Raw genomic sequence first — 20,420 nt, 5'->3', positions numbered from 1 at the left:
GCGGCTCGCAATGAGCCGCCTTTTTAATGATGTGATTCCGGCAATTAGTCGGAAACAGCAGCCGCTACAACAATCAGCAGCAGCAGGGGCAGGATGATACCGCCCGAGGAGCTTTGCGTCTCTTCAACGATCACGGGTGCTTCGATGATCGGCTCGGCAGGTGCGCCAGCGAATGCGGTCGAAGCAGCAGCAGTCAGAGCAGCAGCGAGAACGAGTTTTTTCATATTAACCTCCAGTTACGCGCCCCAACAACTATCGTTGGAACGCACCCAAGACTTACCTCGTGAGTCTGTGTAAACAGCAATACCGCGCGATTGCAAACCATGTTTCAGGGACTTAGCCGCCGATCCGCCTTAATGTCGTCAAATTAGCAACACTTGCGTTCCGACATTCGCCATTCCGTACAGCTCTTCGATATGTTCATTATACAGACCGATGCATCCGTTCGAGGATTTGCGGCCAATCTTGCGCGTATCGTGGGTGCCGTGGATGCGATAATAAGTCCAGCTCAAATGAAGCGAACGCGTGCCCAACGGGTTTTCCGGGCCGGGGCCAATGTAGTCGGGCCATTCGGGGTTGCGCTTTTTCATGGACGGCGTGGGGCGCCAATCCGGTTCCGGATCTTTCAGGATCACGCGGGTACGGCCGCGACGGGTCAAATCCTCGGTCAGCGGCACACTGGATGGGTAAAGCTTGTAAATCGTCTTCTCTTCATTCCAGTAGTGCACGGCGCGGCTGTCGATATCGACCAGAATCGCGCCATTTCGAAGATTGTCGAAATAGGGCTGCCAGTCCAGTGACCGGAAGCTCGAAATGTTGCGTCGTGCGCTTTGTGTTGGATCACGCGACGCTTGGCCCGCAGGGATACTCTGTGCCAGTGCGGGTGCCCCGATCAGCGCGGCCGAACCTGCCAAAAAGGCACGGCGGCTTGGGGTGTTAAACGATTTTTTGGACATTTAATGCCTCTCCGATGGTGTAATCCTGCCATTCGCGCAAACAATATTGCCTGAAAGACGCAGTCGCAAATCAAACAGATGTCATCACGCAGTATCACGCCGATGTGGGTTTGTAATGCAACGTACAAGCCGCTATCGAGTTAAAAACAACAAAGATGATGTGCAGGAACAATGCGAATTTTCTCGGTCCTCTTGGTCGCTCTTCTCACTCTGGCGGCCTGTACAACACCCGAAGCGCCCACAATTGGCGAAGACGGGCGTGCGGCGCCCAAACTTTATCGTATCCGCAACGGTGACACGGCGAAGCTGCAATTCCGCATGCTGGATTCGGTCAATGCCCTGCGCAGCGCCCAAGGCGCTGCACCTGTTGAGTTGAACCCGCAGCTGAATGCGGCGGCTGCAACGCATGCGCGGGACATGTCGCTGCAGAATCGCCCGTGGCACTTCGGGTCCGACGGGTCATCCCCGATCGATCGCTTGCAACGCGTCGGCTACACCGGCAGCCTCATCGGTGAAAACATCTCGGAAACATACGAGACCGAGCTTGAGACCTTGGCCGCATGGATGGAGCAGCCCGACACACGCCGTACGATCCTGTCCCCGCAAGCCAGGGACATGGGATTCGCCTGGTTCCAAGAGCGGAATGGCAAGATCTGGTGGACCATGGTGGTGGCCAATCCATCAAACACGCCCGTCATTCCAACGGCCAATCCGTCGGCATCTCGGCTTGTGCCTGATCCAACGCCCAATCCAGAAGACACGGCGGCCGACTCGACGGAAGAGGACGCGGCAATCATCACTACGCCCGCGACCTGATTACGGGTTGATCTGTATCGGGGTGCCGTTGCGCACCATGGCATAGACGTCTTCCATCTCGCGGTTTGGGACCGCGATACATCCCCATGTCCAGTCTTCGCGCCTGCGCTTGAAGGGACTGGATTCGCCGTGGATAAAGATATCTCCGCCGGGCGGCTTACCCAGCGCCGCCGCTTCCATCCTGTCCTGTATATTCGGGTATGAAATACCCAGCGACAGGTGAAACTGACTGTTCGGATTGCGGCGGTCGATGATGTATGTGCCCTCGGGCGTGCGACCATCCCCCTCAAAGAACTTGTCGCCAATAGGCGCAAAGCCAAGGTCGATGTCATAATCCTTGAGCACCTTGTCATCGTTCAAAAGGTACATGCGCCGCGCTTCCTTGTTCACCACGATATACGTGACGTCAGGCCCGCTATAGCGTTTGAGCTTGTTTGGAGAAGAACAGGCGCCCAGCGTCACAGCTGCGGCCCCGCCCATCATCAGATGTCTGCGCTTCATGAAATTCCTGTCCCAATGGGTCGTTTTTGTGTTTGAGCAGAAAATACCACGGTTTACCGCAGTGCGCCTAGCAGGTTTTTGCCAGCAGAGATCACCAGACCGTGATCATTTGTCCTTCAATCGCGCCTCGATTGCATCCAGTCGCTTCAGGACCTCGTCCCGATAACTATCCGTCGCCGCATTGCTTTCCTCTGCATGGGCATCCTGCATCGAATTGACGATCAGACCGACAAGCAGGTTCACCACGGCAAAGGTCGTAACCATGATAAACGGCACAAAAAACATCCAGGCGTATGGATAAACCTCCATCACCGGACGGACGATACCCATCGACCAGGATTCCAATGTCATGATCTGGAAGAGGGAATAAGCGCTCAGACCCAAATCGCCGAACCAATCGGGAAAGCTTCTTGCAAACAGCTTCGTCGCCATTACCGCGCCGATATAGAAGATGAGTGCCATCAACAGAAACACGCTGCCCATACCGGGCAGGGCGGTCACGAACCCCTCGACCACACGCCGAAGGCTGGGCGCAACCGAAATGACACGCAGAACCCGCAGGATACGCAGGGCACGCAAGACAGACAGGCCGCCCGCATTGGGCACCAATGCGATCCCGACGATGACAAAATCAAAGATATTCCAGCCATTGCGAAAAAACCGGCCGCGGTAAGCGATCAGCTTGGCAATGATCTCAACCGTAAAGATCGCAAGACAGGCCTTGTCAATCGTCACGATCAGACCGCCGGCAACCGACATTGCAGCCTCTGACGTCTCAAGCCCCAGTGTTATGGCGTTCAGAATGATGATCGCAATGATGGCGTTCGTGACGCGCGGGCTTTCCAGCCAGCGGGCAAGGGTGGTGCGGTCCATAGTCGTCTCCTTCACGCGGCGATATGGGCCAAACGGAAGGCACCGACAAGTTCCACGTGGGCCGACCAGCGGAACTGATCCACCGGCTGCACCCAATCCAGCACATACCCGGCATTGCACAATGTTTCGGCATCTCGGGCAAAGGTCTGTGGGTTGCAGGAGACATGGGCGATGACCGGAACCTGCGCCACAGCCAACTCAGCCACTTGAGCGGCGGCCCCGGCCCGCGGCGGGTCGATCACGACGGCATCGAAGCGAGCCAGTTCATCCGGCAGCATCGGGCGGCGGAACAGGTCGCGGGTTTCCATTGTCACCCGTTTCAGGCCCTGCGTCTGTCGCCAAGCCGCATCGAGCGCCGCAATCATCTCGGCAGATCCTTCGACGGCATGCACCTCAGCGTTTTCCGCAAGGGGAAGGGCAAATGTGCCACAGCCCGCAAACAGATCCATGACAGATTTGGCCGGGCCGACAATCTTCGTCACGAGATCGGTCAGCGTCTCTTGTCCATGCACGGTGGCTTGAAGAAACGCGCCGGGCGGCGGCACAACCCGCGCCTTACCCATGCGCTGCGCCGGGGGAACGCGCATGCCGATCAGTTCGTCCTCCCACGTCAAACGCGCAAGACTGTGCTTTTCGCAAAGTGCTGCCAAAGCAATGCGCAACGGTCCGTCCAGCGGCTTGCCCCCCGTTACCGCAACATCCAAACCCTCCAGACTGTCAGTCACTGTGACGGCAAGTGCCGCTTTTCGACTGGCCCCAGCAAGGGCGAGATCCTCGGACACATTCAGCCCGGCCAACAGGGACGGGGTAACAAGGATGCAATCGGGAACGGGTATGACGGCGTCCGATTTGCGGGCGTGAAATCCGGCCATTGCCCCTTTCTTAGTCCGGCGAGCCGCAAATACCGCACGGCGCCGGGATCGGTCGGATGAGGTCAAAATTACCCGCATATCAGTCTCTAATCCGACCTGAGTCAGCGCAGCCGCAACGATCTCACGCTTCCAATCGGAAACCAGTTGATCGCTTGCATGCTGCATCTGGCAACCGCCACAGGACCGGAAGTGGGTGCAGAGCGGCGACACGCGATCAGGCGAGGGCACTTCAATCCGACCCTCCAGCAGATGTGTTCCGTCCAGCGTTCCACTGACCACCTCGCCTGGCAACGCCAGCGGCACAAAAACCGGCCCCGGAGCTACACCATCGCCGTGCTGGCCCAATCGTTCAATCGTCACAGTTGTCATGTGAGGTGGCCTACCCGGACCGGTTCGTTTGCAAAAGCCCTATTCCGCAGCGCGCGTGCTGATGAAGCCGCCCGACTGACGCTGCCAATATCGCGCGTAGAGCCCGCCCTTGGCTAGAAGCGCGTCATGAGGACCTTCTTCGACAATGCGTCCCTGGTCCATGACGATAATCCTGTCCATCTCGGTCAGGGTGGAGAGACGATGGGCGATGGCAAGCACGGTCTTGCCCTCCATGACGCGGGACAACGCAGACTGGATCGACGCCTCGACCTCGCTATCAAGGGCGCTTGTCGCTTCATCAAGAACAAGGATCGGGGCGTCCTTGAGAATGGCGCGGGCCAAGGCAATGCGCTGGCGCTGGCCACCTGACAGTTTCACGCCACGTTCGCCCAGATGGGCATCGTAGCCAGTGCGGCCCTTGTGATCCTGCAGATCAAGGATGAAGTCATGCGCTTCGGCCTTTTTGGCAGCAGCAATCATATCGTCTTCGGACGCGGCGGGACGTCCATACAGGATGTTCTCGCGCGCCGAGCGGTTGAACATGGCTGTTTCCTGCGTGACCATGCCGATGTTGTGGCGCAGGCTGTCCTGGGTTACGTAGTTGATGTTGTGCCCATCGATCAAAACTTGGCCCTTTTCCCCTTCGTAGAGACGTAAGAGCAGGGATACGAGCGTAGACTTACCCGCACCTGACGCACCAACGATGCCCACCTTCTCACCGGGCGTGATGTGCATGGTGATGTCAGTGATCCCACCTGTTTCGCGCCCGTAGGAAAAGCCCAGGCTGTCAAACCGGATCTCACCCGCCACATCACCGAGCGGATGGGCGTCCGCTGCATCCTGTACGCGGGTGCGAGGGGTCAGGGTGCGCATCCCATCCTCAACCTCGCCCACATTGGAATAGATCGCCATGAGGGTGAAACTGACCCATCCCGTCATTTGGGCAATTCGGATCGCAATTGCGCCAGAGGCGACAATATCACCCGGGGAGGCAATGCCTTGCCGCCACATCAGGATCGTGCCGCCTAGCAGGAACACCGGCAGTAATCCAGCGAGTGTCATCAGTGTAAAGCGGAACCAGGCGGACATGATGCCGTAGTCGACCGCTGTCTTGCGAAAACTGCCCATGGCGATCAGTGCCGCCTGATCCTCGTGATCGTCGTGGGCGAACAGTTTGACTGTCTTTATGTTGGTGACCGTATCCACAACTTGCCCCGACACCATGGCGCGTGCCGCCGCCCGCGCAGCGGACAGCTTGCGGATACGCGGCAAATACCAACGGATAAGCGCGAAATAGGCGACCAGCCAGACGGCGAACCCGGCCGCAACACGCCAGTCGATGGCAAGCAGTAACACAATAGATCCGACAAGGGACGCAAGTGCGAAAGCCACGACGTTGATGAATTCCGACACGATATCCGTCACAGCGCGCGCCGCCTGCATCTGCTTTTGCGCAATGCGGCCCGCAAAATCATCGTCAAAGAAGTTGACCGATTGGCCCAGTGTCCAGCGGTGAAGACGCGACAAGACCAGCGGGTTCAGGTTGGGCTGTACGATGATCGCATTGGTGGCAGCGCTAAGCCCGAACAGCAACGGCCTTGCGATCAGGAAAAAGGCCAGAGCACCCACGACGAGGGTAATGTTAGAGACTGAAAAGAAGCCGTCAGGTCCCAATTCAACCGTCGCGTCTATGACCCGACCAAGGATCAGCGCCGTGCCCGCCTCAAGCGCGCCAGCCGCAGCCGAGCAGAACGCGGCAAACCAAAGGGCAGGCCACGCACCAGACATGCACCAGCGCAGGAAGTGCCACAGCGTTTGCGGTGGTGGGCCCTCTGCCCGTCGGAACGCTTCTATCCAGGTTGAAATCTTCACTCTGCCGCCTCGGTCGCAAGGAACCCACCAGATTGGCGTGCCCAGAGGTCAGCATATAGCCCGCCCCTGGCCAAAAGCGCGTCATGTGATCCGTCTTCGACGATTTTCCCATCATCAAGGACAAGGATGCGATCCATTTCGGCAATGGTGGACAGACGGTGCGCAATTGCGATCACAGTCTTGCCCTCCATCATTTGATAGAGCGTGTCCTGAATCGCCGCCTCGACCTCACTGTCGAGCGCGCTTGTGGCCTCGTCCAACACGAGGATCGGCGCATTTTTGAGGATAATACGGGCCAAGGTGATGCGCTGACGCTGACCACCCGACAGTTTCACGCCTCGTTCGCCAACTTGCGCATCATATCCGGTGCGCCCCTCGGGGTCAGCGAGATCAAGGATGAAGTCATGCGCCTGCGCCTGACGGGCAGCAGCCAACATCTCCTCCTCCATCGCGTCCGGCCGACCGTAAAGGATATTGTCTCGCACGGACCGGTGCAAAAGCGAACTGTCCTGCTGCACCATGCCGATGTTCAGGCGCAGGCTGTCTTGAGTCACCTGTGCGATGTCCTGTCCATCGATGATGATTTGCCCATCTTCGGCATCGTAGAAACGCAAAAGCAACTTCACCAAAGTCGATTTGCCGGCACCAGACCGCCCGACCAGCCCAACCTTTTCGCCGGGACGAATGATGGTCGAAACATCCTGCAACCCGCCGCTGCCACGCCCGTAGTGGTGCGTCAGCCCACGCAAGGCGATCTCGCCCCGCGTCAACTCAAGTGATTTGGCATCCGGCGCGTCCACAAGGGTGACGGGCTGGGCAATCGTCTCCATCCCTTCGGAAATGATGCCGAGGTTCTGAACCAGAGATGTCATGGCCCACATGATCCAATAAGTCATGTTGTTGAGCCGCAATGCGATGGTCAGGGCTGCAGCCACCATACCTTCAGTCGTGAACCCGCCAACCCACAGCCAGATCGCAAGCGCGCCCATCGATACGATCATCATGGCGTTCAGGACCGTCAGGCACACATCCATCTTCACGACAATGCGCATCTCTTTCATGAATGTTTGACGCGCGTTCTCGATGGCGTCCTTGGCATAGTCGATCTCGCGATCGTGGTGCGCAAACATCTTGACGGAGTGGATGTTGGAATAACTGTCAACAACCCGGCCGGTGATCGCGCTGCGCGCATCCGAACTGGCCTTGGCCGCAGGGCCCGCACGACGGATGACCCAGCGCAACAAAAGCAAATACCCCACAATCCAGAAGATCAACGGCAGCGCCAGCCACAGATCGAAGCTCATCAACAAGATGACGGCACCAATGACCGACACCGCAAAGAATGACCCAGCATCAAGCACATGGAACATGGCCTCGCCTGTGGCGGGTGGCGTTTGCATAATCCGGTTGGCGATGCGCCCGGCAAAATCATCCTCGAACCAGCCGACCGACTGGCGCAGCACGTGCCGGTGTGACCGCCATCGGATAAGCGTGCCAAGGTTGGGCAAAAGGGTGTTGTGCAACAACGCTACGTCGACAAATCCCATTGCAGTGCGCAGCACCAGAACCCACAGCGCGACAAGTGTGAACTCAAGGCCATATTCCGGAATGATCATCTCCGGCTCGCCCTGTGCGAGGAGGTCCACGATGCGGGCCACATACCAGATCAGCAGAATTTCTCCGAATGCCACCACAGTGCTGAAGGCAAAGGTGATGGCGATAATCGCCCGGAACGGCCTCAGATACTCGCGCAGAAACGGCCACAGTTTGGTCGGCGGCGTGTCAGTTTCAGCGTAGGGAAGATAAGGATCGACAAGCGATTCAAAGAACTTGAACATGATGGGTTCCGTAGAATTTCAATGCAACAGAGGCGTGACGCAGGCGTTCCGCCTAACGCGTCAAAAAGGACAGTCAGCGACGATTAGGCGTCGTTCCAGATCCAGCTCACCATGTTGCTCTCCAATCAGGTTCTTCCATGACATAGCGTCAGGACTGCAAATTGTCACGGGTGCAGCAAGTCTTGTTTTGTTTTTGTCAGGTCGGACTCAAGCCAAGCCTGCTTTAACACTTTGAGCTCCGCGCCCAACGCCGGGCCATCGAGATATGGCAAATCACTGGCAGTAACGGGAAAAATGGCATTCGCACCTATTATGATACCGTTAAATTCCATGGCCGTCACCGGTGTGTTCGCATAGGCGGATCGCAGCAAAAACGCGCCGCCTCCCGCCGCAATACCGCCCATCTGGCCAAGGACCTTCGGACCGCCTGTTGCCGTCGATAGACTATGGATCGAATCGAGGTGACGCTGATCCCGCCGGGACAACCGCAGCCGATCTTTGACATCGTGCCCGCCCAGCGCGGCGAGGCGCACAATGGGATCATTTGGAGCACCGACACTCTGCTCGAGATGTACAAGCGGACCGACACATGTAGGGTCTGCCCCCGGCAAGACACGCGCCAATACACCAGTCTGTTGCATGATCGACAGGGCAGGTGTGGGATCGGTCGCCCCCAGCAGTTTCAGCATCTCTGATCCGACCCGTTCGGCCGACAGGCTTTCCAGCCCGTCCAGATTTTCGGCGATCCCCGCCAGCGCGTCGGCATTCCATTCTGCATCAATCGGAGCATATTGCGCGCTGAACCGAAAAAAGCGAAGGGTGCGCAGATAGTCTTCGCGGATGCGTTGACCTGCGTCGTCGATGAACCGAACCCGTCCCACACACGCATCCTCAAGCCCCTGCATCGGGTCGGTGATACGCCCATGCCGGTCCGCGTAGAGTGCATTCATGGTAAAGTCGCGGCGGCACGCATCCTGTGTCAAATCCGTTGAAAACGCGATGACGGCACGTCGGCCATCAGTCGCAACATCCCGACGAAAGGTTGTCACCTCGAACGGCTGATCATCAACCACGATGGTGATGGTGCCGTGATCGATACCTGTAGGGATAGCGCGAAACCCGGCGTGTTCCGACAGATTGATGACATCATCAGGTACCGCATCGGTCGCGATATCAATGTCCGAGATTGGCACGCCCATCACTGCGTTGCGGACACAGCCTCCTACAAAGTAGGCGCAATGACCTGATGCCTCCAAAGCCAAACACAGGCTTTGCGCGGCAGGATTCGTCAGGAAATCCGTATCCGGGTCTAGGAGGGTGGCAGTAAGTCGGTCCATGCACGCAATATACGCGCGGTTGCGCCCCAGATGTAATAGGGGCCGTAGGGAACCGTGTAGTACATCCGCTTTTGCCCGCGCCACCTGCGTGCTTCGATCACGTAGTTGTCAGGCGTCAGGACATGTGACAGGGGCACGCGAAAAACCTCTGACACTTCGCCCGCTTCCGGATTAACCCCAAACTCGTTCTTCACGAGCGCGACGACAGGCGTCACAGTAAAGGACGTGACAGTTTCATGCGGCGCAAATGTACCTAGCACATCGACATTGTGATCGTGCAGGCCAATTTCCTCGCGCGCTTCACGTAAAGCGGTGGCAACAAGATCGACATCATCGTCATCGCGCTTACCACCGGGAAAGGCGATCTGCCCCGGGTGATGTTTAAGCGCAGAAGACCGTTTCGTTAGGATCAGCTCGTAGCCGTTTCGCCCTTCAATGATGGGCGCAAGCACGGCTGCGGGGCGCAGCTTGCGACCAGCAGGCAAGGTGATCCCGCTGTTCAGATCAAAATCCGAGGATGCGGCGCCTGATCGCTCAAGCGCCGCACGTGTTTGGTCAAGAAGATCAGGCACCGTCTTGGGTTTCCGCCTCGAATCCCACGCTGGCCGGGTCCAGATCGTAATGCGCGCCGCAGAATTGGCAGTCTGCCGTGACCCGCCCGTCATCGGTGGTCATCTTCTCAATATCCCGCGCCGAATAGATGGACAGGCTTTGACGCACGCGATCTTCAGAGCAGGTGCAACCGAAACGCACAGGCTGCGTGTCAAAGACACGCGGCGTTTCCTCATGGAACAAACGCAGAAGCAAATCGTTCGGTGCCAGCGTTGGGCCGATCAATTCCAACTCTTCAACCGTGTCCAACAGGATGTTCACGCGGCCCCAATTCTCGGACTCTTCGCCATCAAGCAAATCGTCAGAGCGCAGCACTTCGCCTGTCCCTTCGGAGGTGGCAGCAAAGGGCGACGCCTTGGGCATGTGTTGCAGCATCACACCGCCCGCGCGCCAATGTTCGCGCGCGCCAGGTTCGGTCGATTTGCCAAAACTCAGTTGAAAGCGGGTTGGCAACTGTTCGGACTGGGCGAAATACGTCTGGGCGCAGGCCGCAAGCGATCCACCATCGAGTGGCGTAATCCCCTGATACGGGGTCATGTCAGTGCCCTGATCAATCATGATGGCAAAGTACCCCTCACCCACCTGATCGAATGGGGCACCTTCAGTCAGCCGGTCTCGATCAAAGCTGGCATAGGCTCGGATGCGGGCAATATCGCCATCGTTCTCAGGCCCGTAGTAGTCAGTCGCGATCATGCGCACCGGTCCCTTGGATTGAACCTGCAGCGACAACTTCCAACGCAGCTTGATTGTTTGGCCAATCAGCGCGGTCAGGAGGGCCATTTCCGCGACAAGCGCTTCGACCTGTTCAGGGTAGTCATGTTGTTTCAGGATGCCATCCAACACTCCGTCCAGACGCGCAACGCGCCCGCGAATGTCGGAAGCATCAAGTTGGAATGGCAGGACAGTATCGTCCCACGCGAGTTGCGAACCGAGTGTCATTGGGGTTTCCTTTGGCGCCGGTGATTGGCATATCGCGAGTATATAAGGCAGCGAGCAGAAACTGAAAGGGGGGCACATGATCCGGCGATTTGGTCAGCAGCCCGACCCCGGACGCAAGTATACAATCCGACCCAGCGCCTATGCGATCCTGCCGCGAGGTGCATCGCTTTTGTTGACCTTGCAAAATGCGCCTGCGCGCGAGTTTCAGTTGCCCGGCGGCGGTATCGATCCTGGCGAAAGCGCCGTGCAGGCCCTGCATCGCGAAGTTTATGAGGAAACGGGGTAGCTGATTGGATCGCCCCGGAGGCTGGGCGCGTTTCGGCGGTTCACCTTCATGCCCGAATACGACCTCTGGGCTGAAAAAGTCTGCCACATCTTCGTCGCGCGACCAGTCATGCGCCTCGGCGATCCCATTGAGCCCGATCATACAGTTGCTTGGATGGCGCCAGATATCGCAATGGATGCAGTATACAACGACGGCGACAGGATGTTTTTAAGGCGTTACTTCACCTGATCCGGACCACGATATTCAAACAATATACCTGAAACATCATCCGGGAACGTGTTTTCACCTGCAAAATCGCTGAGCCGCCAAAGCAGTGCTTCAAAGAATGCAGGCCCAGCCACATCCGAGAGATCCCGCATCATACCTTCCAGCCCGGACTCTTGCAGCATATCGCCGTTCAGGCTGGGGCATTCGGTCACGCCATCAGACAACAAGAGAATACGATCACCGGGCTGCAATTGGGCCTCGAACTGCGTGAATGAAATACCTGACATTAGTCCAACCGGGAAACCGCCCGGCCCATCCTGTTCAATCGCCCCATCCCGCCGTTGAATTGCGGGGTGCGGATGACCTGCCTGCGCCATCCGAACATGGCCAGTGTTCAAGTCAACATCGGCCAAAAGCAGGGTGAAGTAATGCTCTGTCTCCATCTCATCAAGAACAAGGTCGTTAAGCGTTTCAATGACCTGTTCAGGAGGTAGAAATGCATATGTTCCATCGTCTTGCCGCCGCAAAGCAACATTCTGATCAGGCGCCGCCGCCGATAGGTAGCCGGCAAGCCGCGCGGTCATCAGGGCGGAACTGATCCCATGTCCTGACACATCGATCGAGAATAGGCCCAAATGCCCCGCTTGCGCCGGGAAGAAGCCGACCAGATCACCACCGACGTGACCGCTGGACCGCAACATCAGGCTCAAATCGCCGGTGTCAAAGGATCTGTGGCGTTCGCGAACAAGCGACTGTTGTAGCTTCTTTGCCTCCTGCAAGTCACTGTCGAGCGAATCGTACAAGCGCTGCAATTCATCCAATGTGTCGGTGATCAGCCGGTTCTTTTCCGTCAGCTCGCGCTGCATATGCAGGATACGCTCGCCTGCAGCGATCCGCGCCCGCAATTCGTTGGCATCAACCGGTTTCGTGACGAAGTCATCGGCACCAGCCTCAAGCCCCATGGCGATCTCGGCCTTTTCGCTCTTGGACGTTAAAAGGATGAAGTAGCCGTACTGGTCCTGACTGAGCTTGCGGAAAGCGTCACAGAATTCCAGCCCGTTCATGCCGGGCATCATCCAATCGCTCAGCACCAGATCCGGCAGCGTATCCTTGCATATCTCAAGCGCTTCTTCCGCTGATCCGGCCTCGTGAACTTCGAACCCCCAACGCTTGACCGAACTCGACAGAATCTTGCGTTGCAAACGGCTGTCATCAACGATCAGCACCCGCTGCGGCGCATCGGTATCATCAGGTGCAGGAGGCACCTCCTGCTGGATCAACTCAACGTTCATTTGCCGTGTATTCCAACTGCTCGGACGCTTGATAGTCAAAGCCGCTTAACACCCGGTGAAGCGCTGTTGTTGATTGCCTAAACCTTTAACGGTCACCATTCCTTAAGGTTCCCTGTGTTCAAAGACTGGCGTATTTGTTGGAGGCGACCATGATTGATTGGGAACGAGTCAGCACCTTACGTGCAGAAATAGGCGAGGAGGACTTCGAAGAAGTTGTGCCGCTTTTTATCGAGGAGGTGACGGGCATTATCGACGGTCTACGGGATGGGCCCGATCTGTCCCGGCTCGAAGATGACTTGCACGCACTCAAAGGCAGTGCCCTAAACCTCGGCTTCACCGATTTTTCCATTCTCTGCCACAAGGGCGAGGCGATGTCGGCAAAGGGGAAAGCTGCAGAGGTCGACGTACCTGCGATCCTAAACAGCTTCGATGCGTCGAAAACCGCGTTCACTGATGGGTTGTCATCGGGCCAGGCCGCCTAGATCACGAACTGGGCCAACGTCTCGTCATTGGTTATGTCGGTGTAGGTAAAGCCGCCAGCATCAAGTTCGGCCAGAAAGCGGTCAAAGTTCTCAGGCCTAAGTGTTTCAATCCCAATTAGGACAGAGCCAAAGTTGCGGGCTGACTTCTTTAGGTACTCAAAGCGCGCAATATCGTCTTCAGGACCAAGAATATTTAGAAAATCTTTCAGGGCGCCTGGGCGTTGCGGCATGCGCAATATGAAGTATTTTTTGACCCCGGAGTAACGCTGCGCACGTTCCTTTACCTCCGGCAAACGTTCAAAATCGAAATTGCCGCCGGATGTCACGCACACCACGGTTTTCCCTTGAAGCCTGTCCGCTACATCGCCCAGCGCCTCAATGGCCAATGCGCCCGCAGGTTCCAGAACAATGCCCTCAACATTCAACATGTCGATTATGGTAGTGCAAATGCGATCTTCGGGAATATCGATGACATCGGCAGGGTCAGCGGACTTCAAACATGCAAAGGTGCGCGCACCAATCGTCGCGACAGCAGCGCCATCGACAAAGTTGTTGATCGGAGATACATCCACCGGACTGCCAGCGGCGATTGCCTTGGCCAGTGACGGCGCACCGGATGGCTCAACAAAGGTGTACGCGACGCGATCCTTGAAAAAACTGCGCGTGCCCGCCGACAGTCCACCGCCCCCAACAGGCAAGATGATATGATCCGGAGCGCGACCCAATTGCTCTTCTATCTCGACCGCAACGGATGCCTGCCCTTCTATCACATCGTCATCGTCGAAGGGGGATAGAAAATGCGCGCCTGCCTCGGCACAAAATGCCTGGGCCGACGCAAGCGTGTCGTCGAAATAGTCGCCGGTCAGACGCACCTCAACATGATCACCGCCGAACAGCCGAGTTTTCATGATCTTCTGCTGCGGCGTGGTAACTGGCATGAAAACCACGCCGCGCACCCCGAAATACTTGCACATGAACGCGACGCCTTGGGCGTGATTGCCGGCACTGGCACAAACAAAGACTGCACCGTCTTGCATCACCTTCCGCATGGCATTGAATGCGCCACGCAGTTTGTACGAACGTACCGGACTCAGATCCTCGCGCTTCAGCCAGATATCGGCATTGTACCGATCCGAAAGCACCTCATTCCGCAACAAGGGAGTGGGCGGGAAAACGGCTCGCATGGCCACAGCACCGGCGCGCGCATTATCCTGAAAGCTCATGTTTTGACCCCTTTGCGACAATCCCATTGACGTAGCGGCGCGGACAGCACGGGTCAATCTTGCCCCTGTGCCGCAAAACAGCTATCGGCACGCAACTCTTGCAAGGGACAAAGAACGATGAGCGCACCCAAGAAAGTCGTGCTGGCCTATTCCGGCGGCCTTGATACCTCGATCATTCTGAAATGGCTGCAGACGGAATATGGCTGTGAGGTTGTCACCTTTACCGCCGATCTCGGTCAGGGCGAAGAACTTGAACCCGCTCGTGCAAAGGCCGAGATGATGGGCGCGTCCTCTATCTACATTGAGGATGTGCGTGAAGAGTTCGTGCGCGATTTCGTCTTCCCAATGTTCCGTGCAAACGCTCTGTATGAGGGACTGTACCTGCTGGGTACCTCCATCGCCCGTCCGCTGATCTCAAAGCGTCTGGTCGAAATTGCTGCGGCTGAGGGTGCCGACGCCGTTGCCCACGGGGCCACCGGTAAAGGCAACGACCAGGTGCGGTTCGAACTGGCGGCTTATGCCCTGAACCCCGACATCAAAGTAATCGCGCCGTGGCGCGAATGGGATCTATCCAGCCGAACGAAGCTGATCGACTTTGCCGAAAAGAACCAGATCCCGATTGCGAAAGACAAACGGGGCGAAGCACCATTCAGCGTGGATGCAAACCTGCTGCACACCTCGTCCGAAGGCAAAGTGCTCGAAGACCCGTCGGAAAACGCACCGGACTACGTCTATCAGCGCACCGTGAACCCCGAGGATGCACCCGACACGCCCGAGTATATCGAAGTTGGGTTCGAAAAGGGTGATGCAGTCTCTATCAACGGCGAAACGATGTCTCCGGCCACTGTTCTGACCAAGCTGAACGAGCTGGGCGGCAAGCACGGCATTGGTCGCCTTGACCTGGTCGAAGGCCGGTTCGTGGGTATGAAGTCCCGCGGCATCTACGAAACACCGGGTGGGACCATCCTGCTGGAGGCACATCGCGGGATCGAACAGATCACACTCGACCGGGGCGCCGCACACCTCAAGGACGAGTTGATGCCGCGCTACGCCGAGCTGATCTACAACGGCTTCTGGTTCTCGCCCGAGCGCGAGATGCTGCAAGCGTTGATCGACAAAAGCCAGGAACATGTGACCGGCACTGTCCGCCTGAAGCTTTACAAAGGTCTGGCGCGCACGGTTGGCCGGTGGTCAGATCATTCGCTCTATTCTGAGGCGCACGTGACCTTCGAAGATGATGCGGGTGCATACGATCAAAAAGATGCGGCAGGCTTCATTCAGCTGAACGCCCTGCGTCTGAAACTGCTGGCCGCACGCGACCGTAGGCTCAAGTGATCTTGTGTGCGGCGAGCGCCTCGTAATGGGGCATCGCCGCATCCACCAGATCAGCATAGGCACCTTCCAACACCGGCAAGATCCCTTCAGCACCATCAAACCCGGTTGAGGCGTGCACGGCGTTGTACCAATGCGCGGCCCAAATGCCGTCCCCAGAGTGACCCCCGGCAGACCAGGACAGCATGTTTTCAGTCCAGGGCACGCCAATCTTGTTACAAAGCTTCGGCAACATGTCGCTTGGATCGGCGCGGATATCGCTTGAATCCACAACCACCCCGCCCCCGACCTGATCAAAAATCTGCGTCTGCTGAACGAACCCCAGATCGTCAAGCACGGGCGCTTCGCGCTTGCGCGCATCGCTGGCTACCACACGCGCCGGATGACGGATCAGAAAAACATGTTGGACGGCTGCCATCCACGCATCGTTCCAACCGGGCAACATGTGATGGGCCATGTGTTTTTGATAGAAAACAGGCTCTAACACAGGGGAAATAAGCGTTTCAGCGACCCGTTCGGGGTCTCGGTCCTGCGACCTCAAAACCGCATCACGCATTGGGTGACAAGCACCGGTCTGATCCAGATAGGCCGCATAAAATGGTTCATCCACCACCCGGCAATCGCCGCGCGCGGCAAAGCTGTACATCATGGCGGTTGACAGGTTGCGGGGCCCTGACCACATGGCAATTCGTATCGTCATATTGCGACGCTAGGTGGGTTTGACCGTTTGGTAAACAACCTCACGCTTGCGCGACCTCTCTGTCCTGTGAGTTGAGAGTGTGTGACGGTCAAGTCAGTCTGTTGGCAAAGAGGAGACATGGCATGACATCGCTTCGCACGTTCAAAACTGTATCCCTGAGCCTGATGATCGCCATTGGGCTATTCGCCCAATCCAAGGTTGGACACGCCCAACAATTGGAGACAATCACCGTCGCAGGCGGCTGTTTCTGGTGTGTTGAGGCCGATTTCGAGAAGGTGAATGGTGTGACCGAGGCCGTATCGGGGTTCGCCGGCGGCAAAGTCGCAAACCCGACATACAAGCAGGTCGTCAAAGGCGGTACCGGCCATTACGAGGCCGTTCAAATCACCTATGACCCCGCAAAAGTATCTGCAGAAACGCTGTACGATCTGTTCTTTCGTTCAGTCGATCCGACGGATGCAGGTGGCCAATTTTGCGATCGGGGCGACAGTTATAGAACGGCAATCTTTGCAACGCCCGGCCAAAAAGCAGCTGCCGAAGCCGCCAAGGCTGAAGCACAATCCGCACTGGGTCAGACAATCGTGACGCCAGTATTAGGTGCGGCGGAATTCTACCCGGCGGACGGATATCATCAGGATTACTACAAGCAATCGGGCCTGATCCTGACCCGGTTTGGACCGAAATCCAAAGCCAATGCCTACAAGGCCTATCGCGAGGCCTGTGGTCGGGATGCCCGGGTGACGCAGCTTTGGGGTGACGCAGCGGCGTTTGCTGGCAGTTAAGCCAGCTTCGCGTCTTCGATCTCTTTCAGATCGGGGATCACATCTGCAGTGCCAAGACGTGTGACCATCAACGCCCCCGCTTGTGTCGCAAGCCCAAGGGCTTGCCGCATGGGCATCCCGCGATCCAGACCAGCAACCAGATATCCAGTAAAGGTATCGCCAGCGCCTGTTGTGTCCACTGGCGTTACCGGAATGGCGGGGATATGGATTTGATCCCCCGCCGCGTTCAACCAATGGCACCCATCAGCGCCCAAAGTAACCACGATGTCTTCCACACCCAGCGCCGTCAGTGGCTTGCCCAGGCTTGCTTCGAGCTGCTGCGCCTCAATTTCGTTCAGCACAAGTAAGTCAACGAAGGGCAGAACATCTTGCACCGCACCAGAATCAAATGGCGCGGCAGCATAGACAACCTTTAGTCCCAACCTATTAGCCATCTCTGCGGCAGTGCGTTGCCGGTTGGTTTCATTCTGGGTCAGAAACGTGTCACCAAGCGATGCTTCGGCCAATGCAGCACCCACCATATCGTCTGTAATTGCCCTATTAGAGCCTGAAAACAGAACGATCTGGTTCTCACCATCATCTGCAACCGCTATGTTTGCGTGCCCCGTGGATTGATCTTGCAACACCTTGATCCGGCGTGTGTCGACTCCGTATTCCATAAGCCGTTCGACGGTCCATTTACCATCCACCCCAACAGCACCGATATGCGCCACGCGCGCGGCGGCCCGGGCGATGGCGACAGACATATTCGCCCCTTTGCCACCCAACCCCTGGCTGAACTCATTGGCGGCCAACGTCTCTCCTGGCGCGGGCAAATGGGGCACGCGATACACGTTGTCGATGTTGATTGATCCGAGGTTCCAGACCGCCATCAGCCCACCTTGCACGCGGCCAGAACGGCCATGTTGAGGATATCATTTGCGGTCGAAACAGACGAACAGATCTGGATCGATCCGCCAACCCCCGCAAGGATCGGGCCAATCACCGTAGCCCCGCCCATTTCCTGCATCAACTTGACCGAAATGCTGGCCGAGTGACGCGCAGGCACAACCAGAATGTTGGCCGGTCCTGTCAGGCGCGAGAAGGGATAGGCCGCCTGCGCCTGAGCATTCAGAGCAACATCGACGGTCATCTCGCCTTCGTATTCAAAATCCGCACCGCGCTGATCCAACACGACTGGCGCCTTGTGCATCTTCTCCGCCCGTTCAGACACAGGGTAGCCAAAGGTCGAAAAACTGACGAAGGCGACGCGCGGTTCAAGCCCCATGTTTCGGGCCACCACGGCAGCTTGTTCGGCGATGTCAGCAAGGTCCTCTTCATCCGGCCACTCGTGCACAAGCGTATCCGTGATGAAGACAATGCGCCCCTTGTGAATAAGCGCGGTGACACCCGCGGCTTTGCTTTTCTCGCCCACATCAAAAACGTGCCCGATGCGATCCAGAATATGCGCGGACTTGCGCGTCGCACCCGTCACAATCCCGTCGCCATGTCCGTGTGCCAGCATGAGAGCCGCAAACACGTGACGGTCTCGCGCGGCAAGCCGGTGGATATCCTGCCGGTCGAACCCGCCGCGGTTCAGACGGTCATACAGATGCGACTTGTAGGAATCGAGATGCGTGGTGTTTGCAGCATTGACCACATCCAACTCACGCACTGCGTCACCCAAACCGGCCGCTTCCAACTTGGCTTTAACGTCATCCTGCCGACCTACAACCAGCGCCTTGCCAAATCCATTGCGCTGATACATCACGGCGGCACGCAACACGCGTGGGTCATCGCCTTCGGCAAAAATCATGCGCGCTTGGGCAGCACGGGCACGAGCGTTAATCCCGGTCAGGATGCTGGCCGTCGGATCCATGCGCGACTTAAGGCTAAGTTCATACGCTTCCATGTCGATGATCGGACGGCGGGCAGCCCCGGTATCCATCCCCGCCTTGGCTACGGCAGGCGGAATGCGGTGGATCAGGCGGGGGTCAAAGGGCGTGGGAATGATGTAATCCCGTCCAAAGGATAGGGATTTACCATAGGCCAGCGCAACTTCGTCCGGCACATCTTCGCGCGCCAAAGCAGCAAGAGCGTGGGCACAGGCAATCTTCATCTCGTCATTGATAGCGCGCGCATTGATGTCGAGCGCGCCGCGGAACAGGTAGGGGAACCCAAGCACGTTGTTGACCTGGTTCGGATAGTCGCTGCGCCCGGTGGCAACGATGGCATCCATCCGCACCTCATGCGCCTCTTCGGGTGTAATCTCGGGATCAGGATTTGCCATTGCAAAGATGACCGGATTGTCGCCCATGCTTTCGACCATTGCAGGCGTCACCGCCCCTTTGACAGACACGCCCAGAAACACGTCTGCGCCCTTCATGGCGCTTTCGAGCGTGCGCAGTTCAGTTTTGACCGCGTGGGCTGACTTCCACTGGTTCATCCCCTCGGTCCGACCTTGGTAGATGACGCCCTTAGTATCGCAAACAATGCAGTTTTCGTGCCGTGCGCCCATGGATTTCAACAGCTCGATACACGCGATCCCTGCAGCCCCTGCCCCGTTCAGAACGATCTTCACATCCTCGATCTTCTTGCCCGAGATGTGCAGCGCGTTGATCAATCCCGCCGCACAGATCACTGCGGTACCATGCTGATCGTCGTGGAAGACAGGAATATCCATCTCTTCCTTCAGGCGCTGTTCGATGATGAAACATTCAGGCGCCTTGATGTCTTCGAGGTTGATGCCGCCAAAGGTCGGCCCCATCAGCTTGACCGCCTGACAGAACGCATCCGGGTCTTCGGTATCCAGTTCAATATCGATGGAATTCACGTCGGCGAAGCGCTTGAACAGAACCGCCTTCCCTTCCATCACCGGCTTGGACCCCAGCGCCCCCAGATTGCCCAAACCCAGTACAGCGGTCCCGTTTGAGATCACGGCAACAAGGTTGCCCTTATTGGTGTAGTCGTAAGCCGTCTCGGGGTTTTCGGCGATCGCCTCACATGGCACGGCAACGCCCGGGCTGTAAGCAAGGCTCAGATCGCGTTGTGTGGTCATGGGCACAGTGGCCTGAATCTCGAATTTGCCGGGCGTGGGTTCCATGTGGAATGCCAATGCGTCTTCCGGCGTGACCTTTGTCTTGCTCATGTGC

19 protein-coding genes and 1 pseudogene are annotated in these 20,420 nt (G+C 57.4%); 5 read left to right on the top strand and 15 right to left on the bottom strand.

Annotation, left to right across the window (positions count from 1 at the left end; translation table 11 throughout):
* Positions 1–44 precede the first annotated feature (44 nt).
* Both Q1A75_RS02245 and Q1A75_RS02240 read right to left on the bottom strand, forming a co-directional pair.
* On the bottom strand, positions 45–224 hold the full coding sequence (locus tag Q1A75_RS02245; RefSeq protein ID WP_189367251.1) for a hypothetical protein: 180 nt from the start codon (positions 222–224) through the stop codon (positions 45–47).
* Between the two features lie 138 nt (positions 225–362).
* A complete protein-coding gene (locus Q1A75_RS02240; protein ID WP_299547997.1) occupies positions 363–956 on the bottom strand; it encodes a L,D-transpeptidase in 594 nt (197 codons plus the stop codon).
* Between the two features lie 171 nt (positions 957–1,127).
* Between Q1A75_RS02240 and Q1A75_RS02235 the strand changes: the two genes are divergently transcribed.
* Positions 1,128–1,772: a CAP domain-containing protein gene (locus Q1A75_RS02235; RefSeq protein ID WP_299547995.1), complete on the top strand. Its 645-nt coding sequence runs from the start codon at positions 1,128–1,130 to the stop codon at positions 1,770–1,772.
* Here the strand turns inward: Q1A75_RS02235 and Q1A75_RS02230 are convergent, their stop codons facing one another.
* The 8 genes from Q1A75_RS02230 to Q1A75_RS02195 form a co-directional block, all read right to left on the bottom strand.
* Complete coding sequence (locus tag Q1A75_RS02230; RefSeq protein WP_299547993.1) at positions 1,773–2,273, bottom strand: L,D-transpeptidase family protein; 501 nt, start codon at positions 2,271–2,273, stop codon at positions 1,773–1,775. It abuts the gene before it with no gap.
* Positions 2,274–2,378: 105 nt separating this feature from the next.
* Entirely contained in the window at positions 2,379–3,146 is a 768-nt protein-coding gene (locus Q1A75_RS02225) for an ion transporter (RefSeq protein ID WP_299547991.1), read from the bottom strand.
* Between the two features lie 11 nt (positions 3,147–3,157).
* Entirely contained in the window at positions 3,158–4,387 is a 1,230-nt protein-coding gene (locus Q1A75_RS02220) for a class I SAM-dependent RNA methyltransferase (protein WP_299547989.1), read from the bottom strand.
* Between the two features lie 39 nt (positions 4,388–4,426).
* Positions 4,427–6,259: an ABC transporter ATP-binding protein gene (locus tag Q1A75_RS02215; protein ID WP_299547987.1), complete on the bottom strand. Its 1,833-nt coding sequence runs from the start codon at positions 6,257–6,259 to the stop codon at positions 4,427–4,429.
* On the bottom strand, positions 6,256–8,097 hold the full coding sequence (locus Q1A75_RS02210; RefSeq protein WP_299547985.1) for an ABC transporter ATP-binding protein: 1,842 nt from the start codon (positions 8,095–8,097) through the stop codon (positions 6,256–6,258). Before Q1A75_RS02210 ends, Q1A75_RS02215 begins: the two co-directional genes overlap by 4 nt.
* A 164-nt stretch (positions 8,098–8,261) precedes the next feature.
* Entirely contained in the window at positions 8,262–9,434 is a 1,173-nt protein-coding gene (locus tag Q1A75_RS02205; protein WP_299547983.1) for a CCA tRNA nucleotidyltransferase, read from the bottom strand.
* Entirely contained in the window at positions 9,407–10,006 is a 600-nt protein-coding gene (locus Q1A75_RS02200) for a CoA pyrophosphatase (protein ID WP_299547980.1), read from the bottom strand. Before Q1A75_RS02200 ends, Q1A75_RS02205 begins: the two co-directional genes overlap by 28 nt.
* On the bottom strand, positions 9,999–10,985 hold the full coding sequence (locus Q1A75_RS02195; RefSeq protein WP_299547978.1) for an Hsp33 family molecular chaperone HslO: 987 nt from the start codon (positions 10,983–10,985) through the stop codon (positions 9,999–10,001). The genes Q1A75_RS02200 and Q1A75_RS02195 overlap by 8 nt, the downstream gene beginning before the upstream one ends.
* 76 nt (positions 10,986–11,061) lie before the next feature.
* Between Q1A75_RS02195 and Q1A75_RS02190 the strand changes: the two are divergent.
* Positions 11,062–11,499 (top strand): annotated as a pseudogene (locus Q1A75_RS02190) (NUDIX hydrolase).
* Here Q1A75_RS02190 and Q1A75_RS02185 read toward each other — a convergent pair.
* Positions 11,487–12,770 carry a SpoIIE family protein phosphatase gene (locus Q1A75_RS02185; RefSeq protein WP_299547976.1) on the bottom strand — a complete coding sequence of 428 codons (1,284 nt, stop codon included), beginning with the start codon at positions 12,768–12,770 and terminating at the stop codon, positions 11,487–11,489. The pseudogene Q1A75_RS02190 and the gene Q1A75_RS02185 sit on opposite strands and share 13 nt — an antisense overlap.
* 149 nt (positions 12,771–12,919) lie before the next feature.
* On the opposite strand from Q1A75_RS02185, the gene Q1A75_RS02180 reads away from it, so the two are divergent.
* Positions 12,920–13,252, top strand: a complete 333-nt coding sequence (locus Q1A75_RS02180) for an Hpt domain-containing protein (RefSeq protein ID WP_299547974.1) — start codon at positions 12,920–12,922, stop codon at positions 13,250–13,252.
* Here Q1A75_RS02180 and ilvA read toward each other — a convergent pair.
* Positions 13,249–14,475 (bottom strand): threonine ammonia-lyase IlvA, encoded by a 1,227-nt coding sequence (gene ilvA, locus Q1A75_RS02175; protein ID WP_299547971.1) that lies wholly within the window; start codon positions 14,473–14,475, stop codon positions 13,249–13,251. The genes Q1A75_RS02180 and ilvA overlap by 4 nt on opposite strands.
* A 117-nt stretch (positions 14,476–14,592) precedes the next feature.
* Here ilvA and Q1A75_RS02170 point away from each other — a divergent pair, with 117 nt between their 5' ends.
* Positions 14,593–15,810, top strand: a complete 1,218-nt coding sequence (locus Q1A75_RS02170; protein WP_299547968.1) for an argininosuccinate synthase — start codon at positions 14,593–14,595, stop codon at positions 15,808–15,810.
* Here Q1A75_RS02170 and Q1A75_RS02165 read toward each other — a convergent pair.
* Entirely contained in the window at positions 15,803–16,507 is a 705-nt protein-coding gene (locus Q1A75_RS02165) for an HAD family hydrolase (protein ID WP_299547966.1), read from the bottom strand. The two genes, Q1A75_RS02170 and Q1A75_RS02165, sit on opposite strands and share 8 nt — an antisense overlap.
* Before the next feature lie 122 nt (positions 16,508–16,629).
* Here Q1A75_RS02165 and msrA point away from each other — a divergent pair, with 122 nt between their 5' ends.
* Positions 16,630–17,289: a peptide-methionine (S)-S-oxide reductase MsrA gene (msrA, locus tag Q1A75_RS02160; protein WP_299547963.1), complete on the top strand. Its 660-nt coding sequence runs from the start codon at positions 16,630–16,632 to the stop codon at positions 17,287–17,289.
* On the opposite strand, the gene Q1A75_RS02155 is transcribed toward msrA, so the two are convergent.
* On the bottom strand, positions 17,286–18,161 hold the full coding sequence (locus Q1A75_RS02155; RefSeq protein WP_299547960.1) for a ribokinase: 876 nt from the start codon (positions 18,159–18,161) through the stop codon (positions 17,286–17,288). The two genes, msrA and Q1A75_RS02155, sit on opposite strands and share 4 nt — an antisense overlap.
* Entirely contained in the window at positions 18,161–20,416 is a 2,256-nt protein-coding gene (locus tag Q1A75_RS02150; protein ID WP_299547958.1) for an NADP-dependent malic enzyme, read from the bottom strand. The genes Q1A75_RS02155 and Q1A75_RS02150 overlap by 1 nt, the downstream gene beginning before the upstream one ends.
* Between the last annotated feature and the right edge of the window lie 4 nt (positions 20,417–20,420).

Origin of the sequence: uncultured Tateyamaria sp. (assembly GCF_947504105.1) — a bacterium.
In the GTDB taxonomy this organism is placed as follows: Bacteria; Pseudomonadota; Alphaproteobacteria; order Rhodobacterales; family Rhodobacteraceae; genus Tateyamaria.
This window is presented reverse-complemented; position numbering and strand designations above follow the sequence as displayed.

What these genes read in the sequence shown, in the direction of transcription:
- Q1A75_RS02180 (WP_299547974.1), top strand. Translation starts at nt 12,920, where the DNA reads ATGATTGATTGGGAACGAGTCAGCACCTTACGTGCAGAAATAGGCGAG.
- Q1A75_RS02245 (WP_189367251.1), bottom strand. Translation starts at nt 224, where the DNA reads ATGAAAAAACTCGTTCTCGCTGCTGCTCTGACTGCTGCTGCTTCGACC.
- Q1A75_RS02235 (WP_299547995.1), top strand. Translation starts at nt 1,128, where the DNA reads ATGCGAATTTTCTCGGTCCTCTTGGTCGCTCTTCTCACTCTGGCGGCC.
- Q1A75_RS02225 (WP_299547991.1), bottom strand. Translation starts at nt 3,146, where the DNA reads ATGGACCGCACCACCCTTGCCCGCTGGCTGGAAAGCCCGCGCGTCACG.
- Q1A75_RS02230 (WP_299547993.1), bottom strand. Translation starts at nt 2,273, where the DNA reads ATGAAGCGCAGACATCTGATGATGGGCGGGGCCGCAGCTGTGACGCTG.
- Q1A75_RS02165 (WP_299547966.1), bottom strand. Translation starts at nt 16,507, where the DNA reads ATGACGATACGAATTGCCATGTGGTCAGGGCCCCGCAACCTGTCAACC.
- Q1A75_RS02210 (WP_299547985.1), bottom strand. Translation starts at nt 8,097, where the DNA reads ATGTTCAAGTTCTTTGAATCGCTTGTCGATCCTTATCTTCCCTACGCT.
- Q1A75_RS02240 (WP_299547997.1), bottom strand. Translation starts at nt 956, where the DNA reads ATGTCCAAAAAATCGTTTAACACCCCAAGCCGCCGTGCCTTTTTGGCA.
- Q1A75_RS02170 (WP_299547968.1), top strand. Translation starts at nt 14,593, where the DNA reads ATGAGCGCACCCAAGAAAGTCGTGCTGGCCTATTCCGGCGGCCTTGAT.
- msrA (WP_299547963.1), top strand. Translation starts at nt 16,630, where the DNA reads ATGACATCGCTTCGCACGTTCAAAACTGTATCCCTGAGCCTGATGATC.
- Q1A75_RS02220 (WP_299547989.1), bottom strand. Translation starts at nt 4,387, where the DNA reads ATGACAACTGTGACGATTGAACGATTGGGCCAGCACGGCGATGGTGTA.
- ilvA (WP_299547971.1), bottom strand. Translation starts at nt 14,475, where the DNA reads ATGAGCTTTCAGGATAATGCGCGCGCCGGTGCTGTGGCCATGCGAGCC.
- Q1A75_RS02155 (WP_299547960.1), bottom strand. Translation starts at nt 18,161, where the DNA reads ATGGCGGTCTGGAACCTCGGATCAATCAACATCGACAACGTGTATCGC.
- Q1A75_RS02185 (WP_299547976.1), bottom strand. Translation starts at nt 12,770, where the DNA reads ATGAACGTTGAGTTGATCCAGCAGGAGGTGCCTCCTGCACCTGATGAT.
- Q1A75_RS02205 (WP_299547983.1), bottom strand. Translation starts at nt 9,434, where the DNA reads ATGGACCGACTTACTGCCACCCTCCTAGACCCGGATACGGATTTCCTG.
- Q1A75_RS02195 (WP_299547978.1), bottom strand. Translation starts at nt 10,985, where the DNA reads ATGACACTCGGTTCGCAACTCGCGTGGGACGATACTGTCCTGCCATTC.
- Q1A75_RS02150 (WP_299547958.1), bottom strand. Translation starts at nt 20,416, where the DNA reads ATGAGCAAGACAAAGGTCACGCCGGAAGACGCATTGGCATTCCACATG.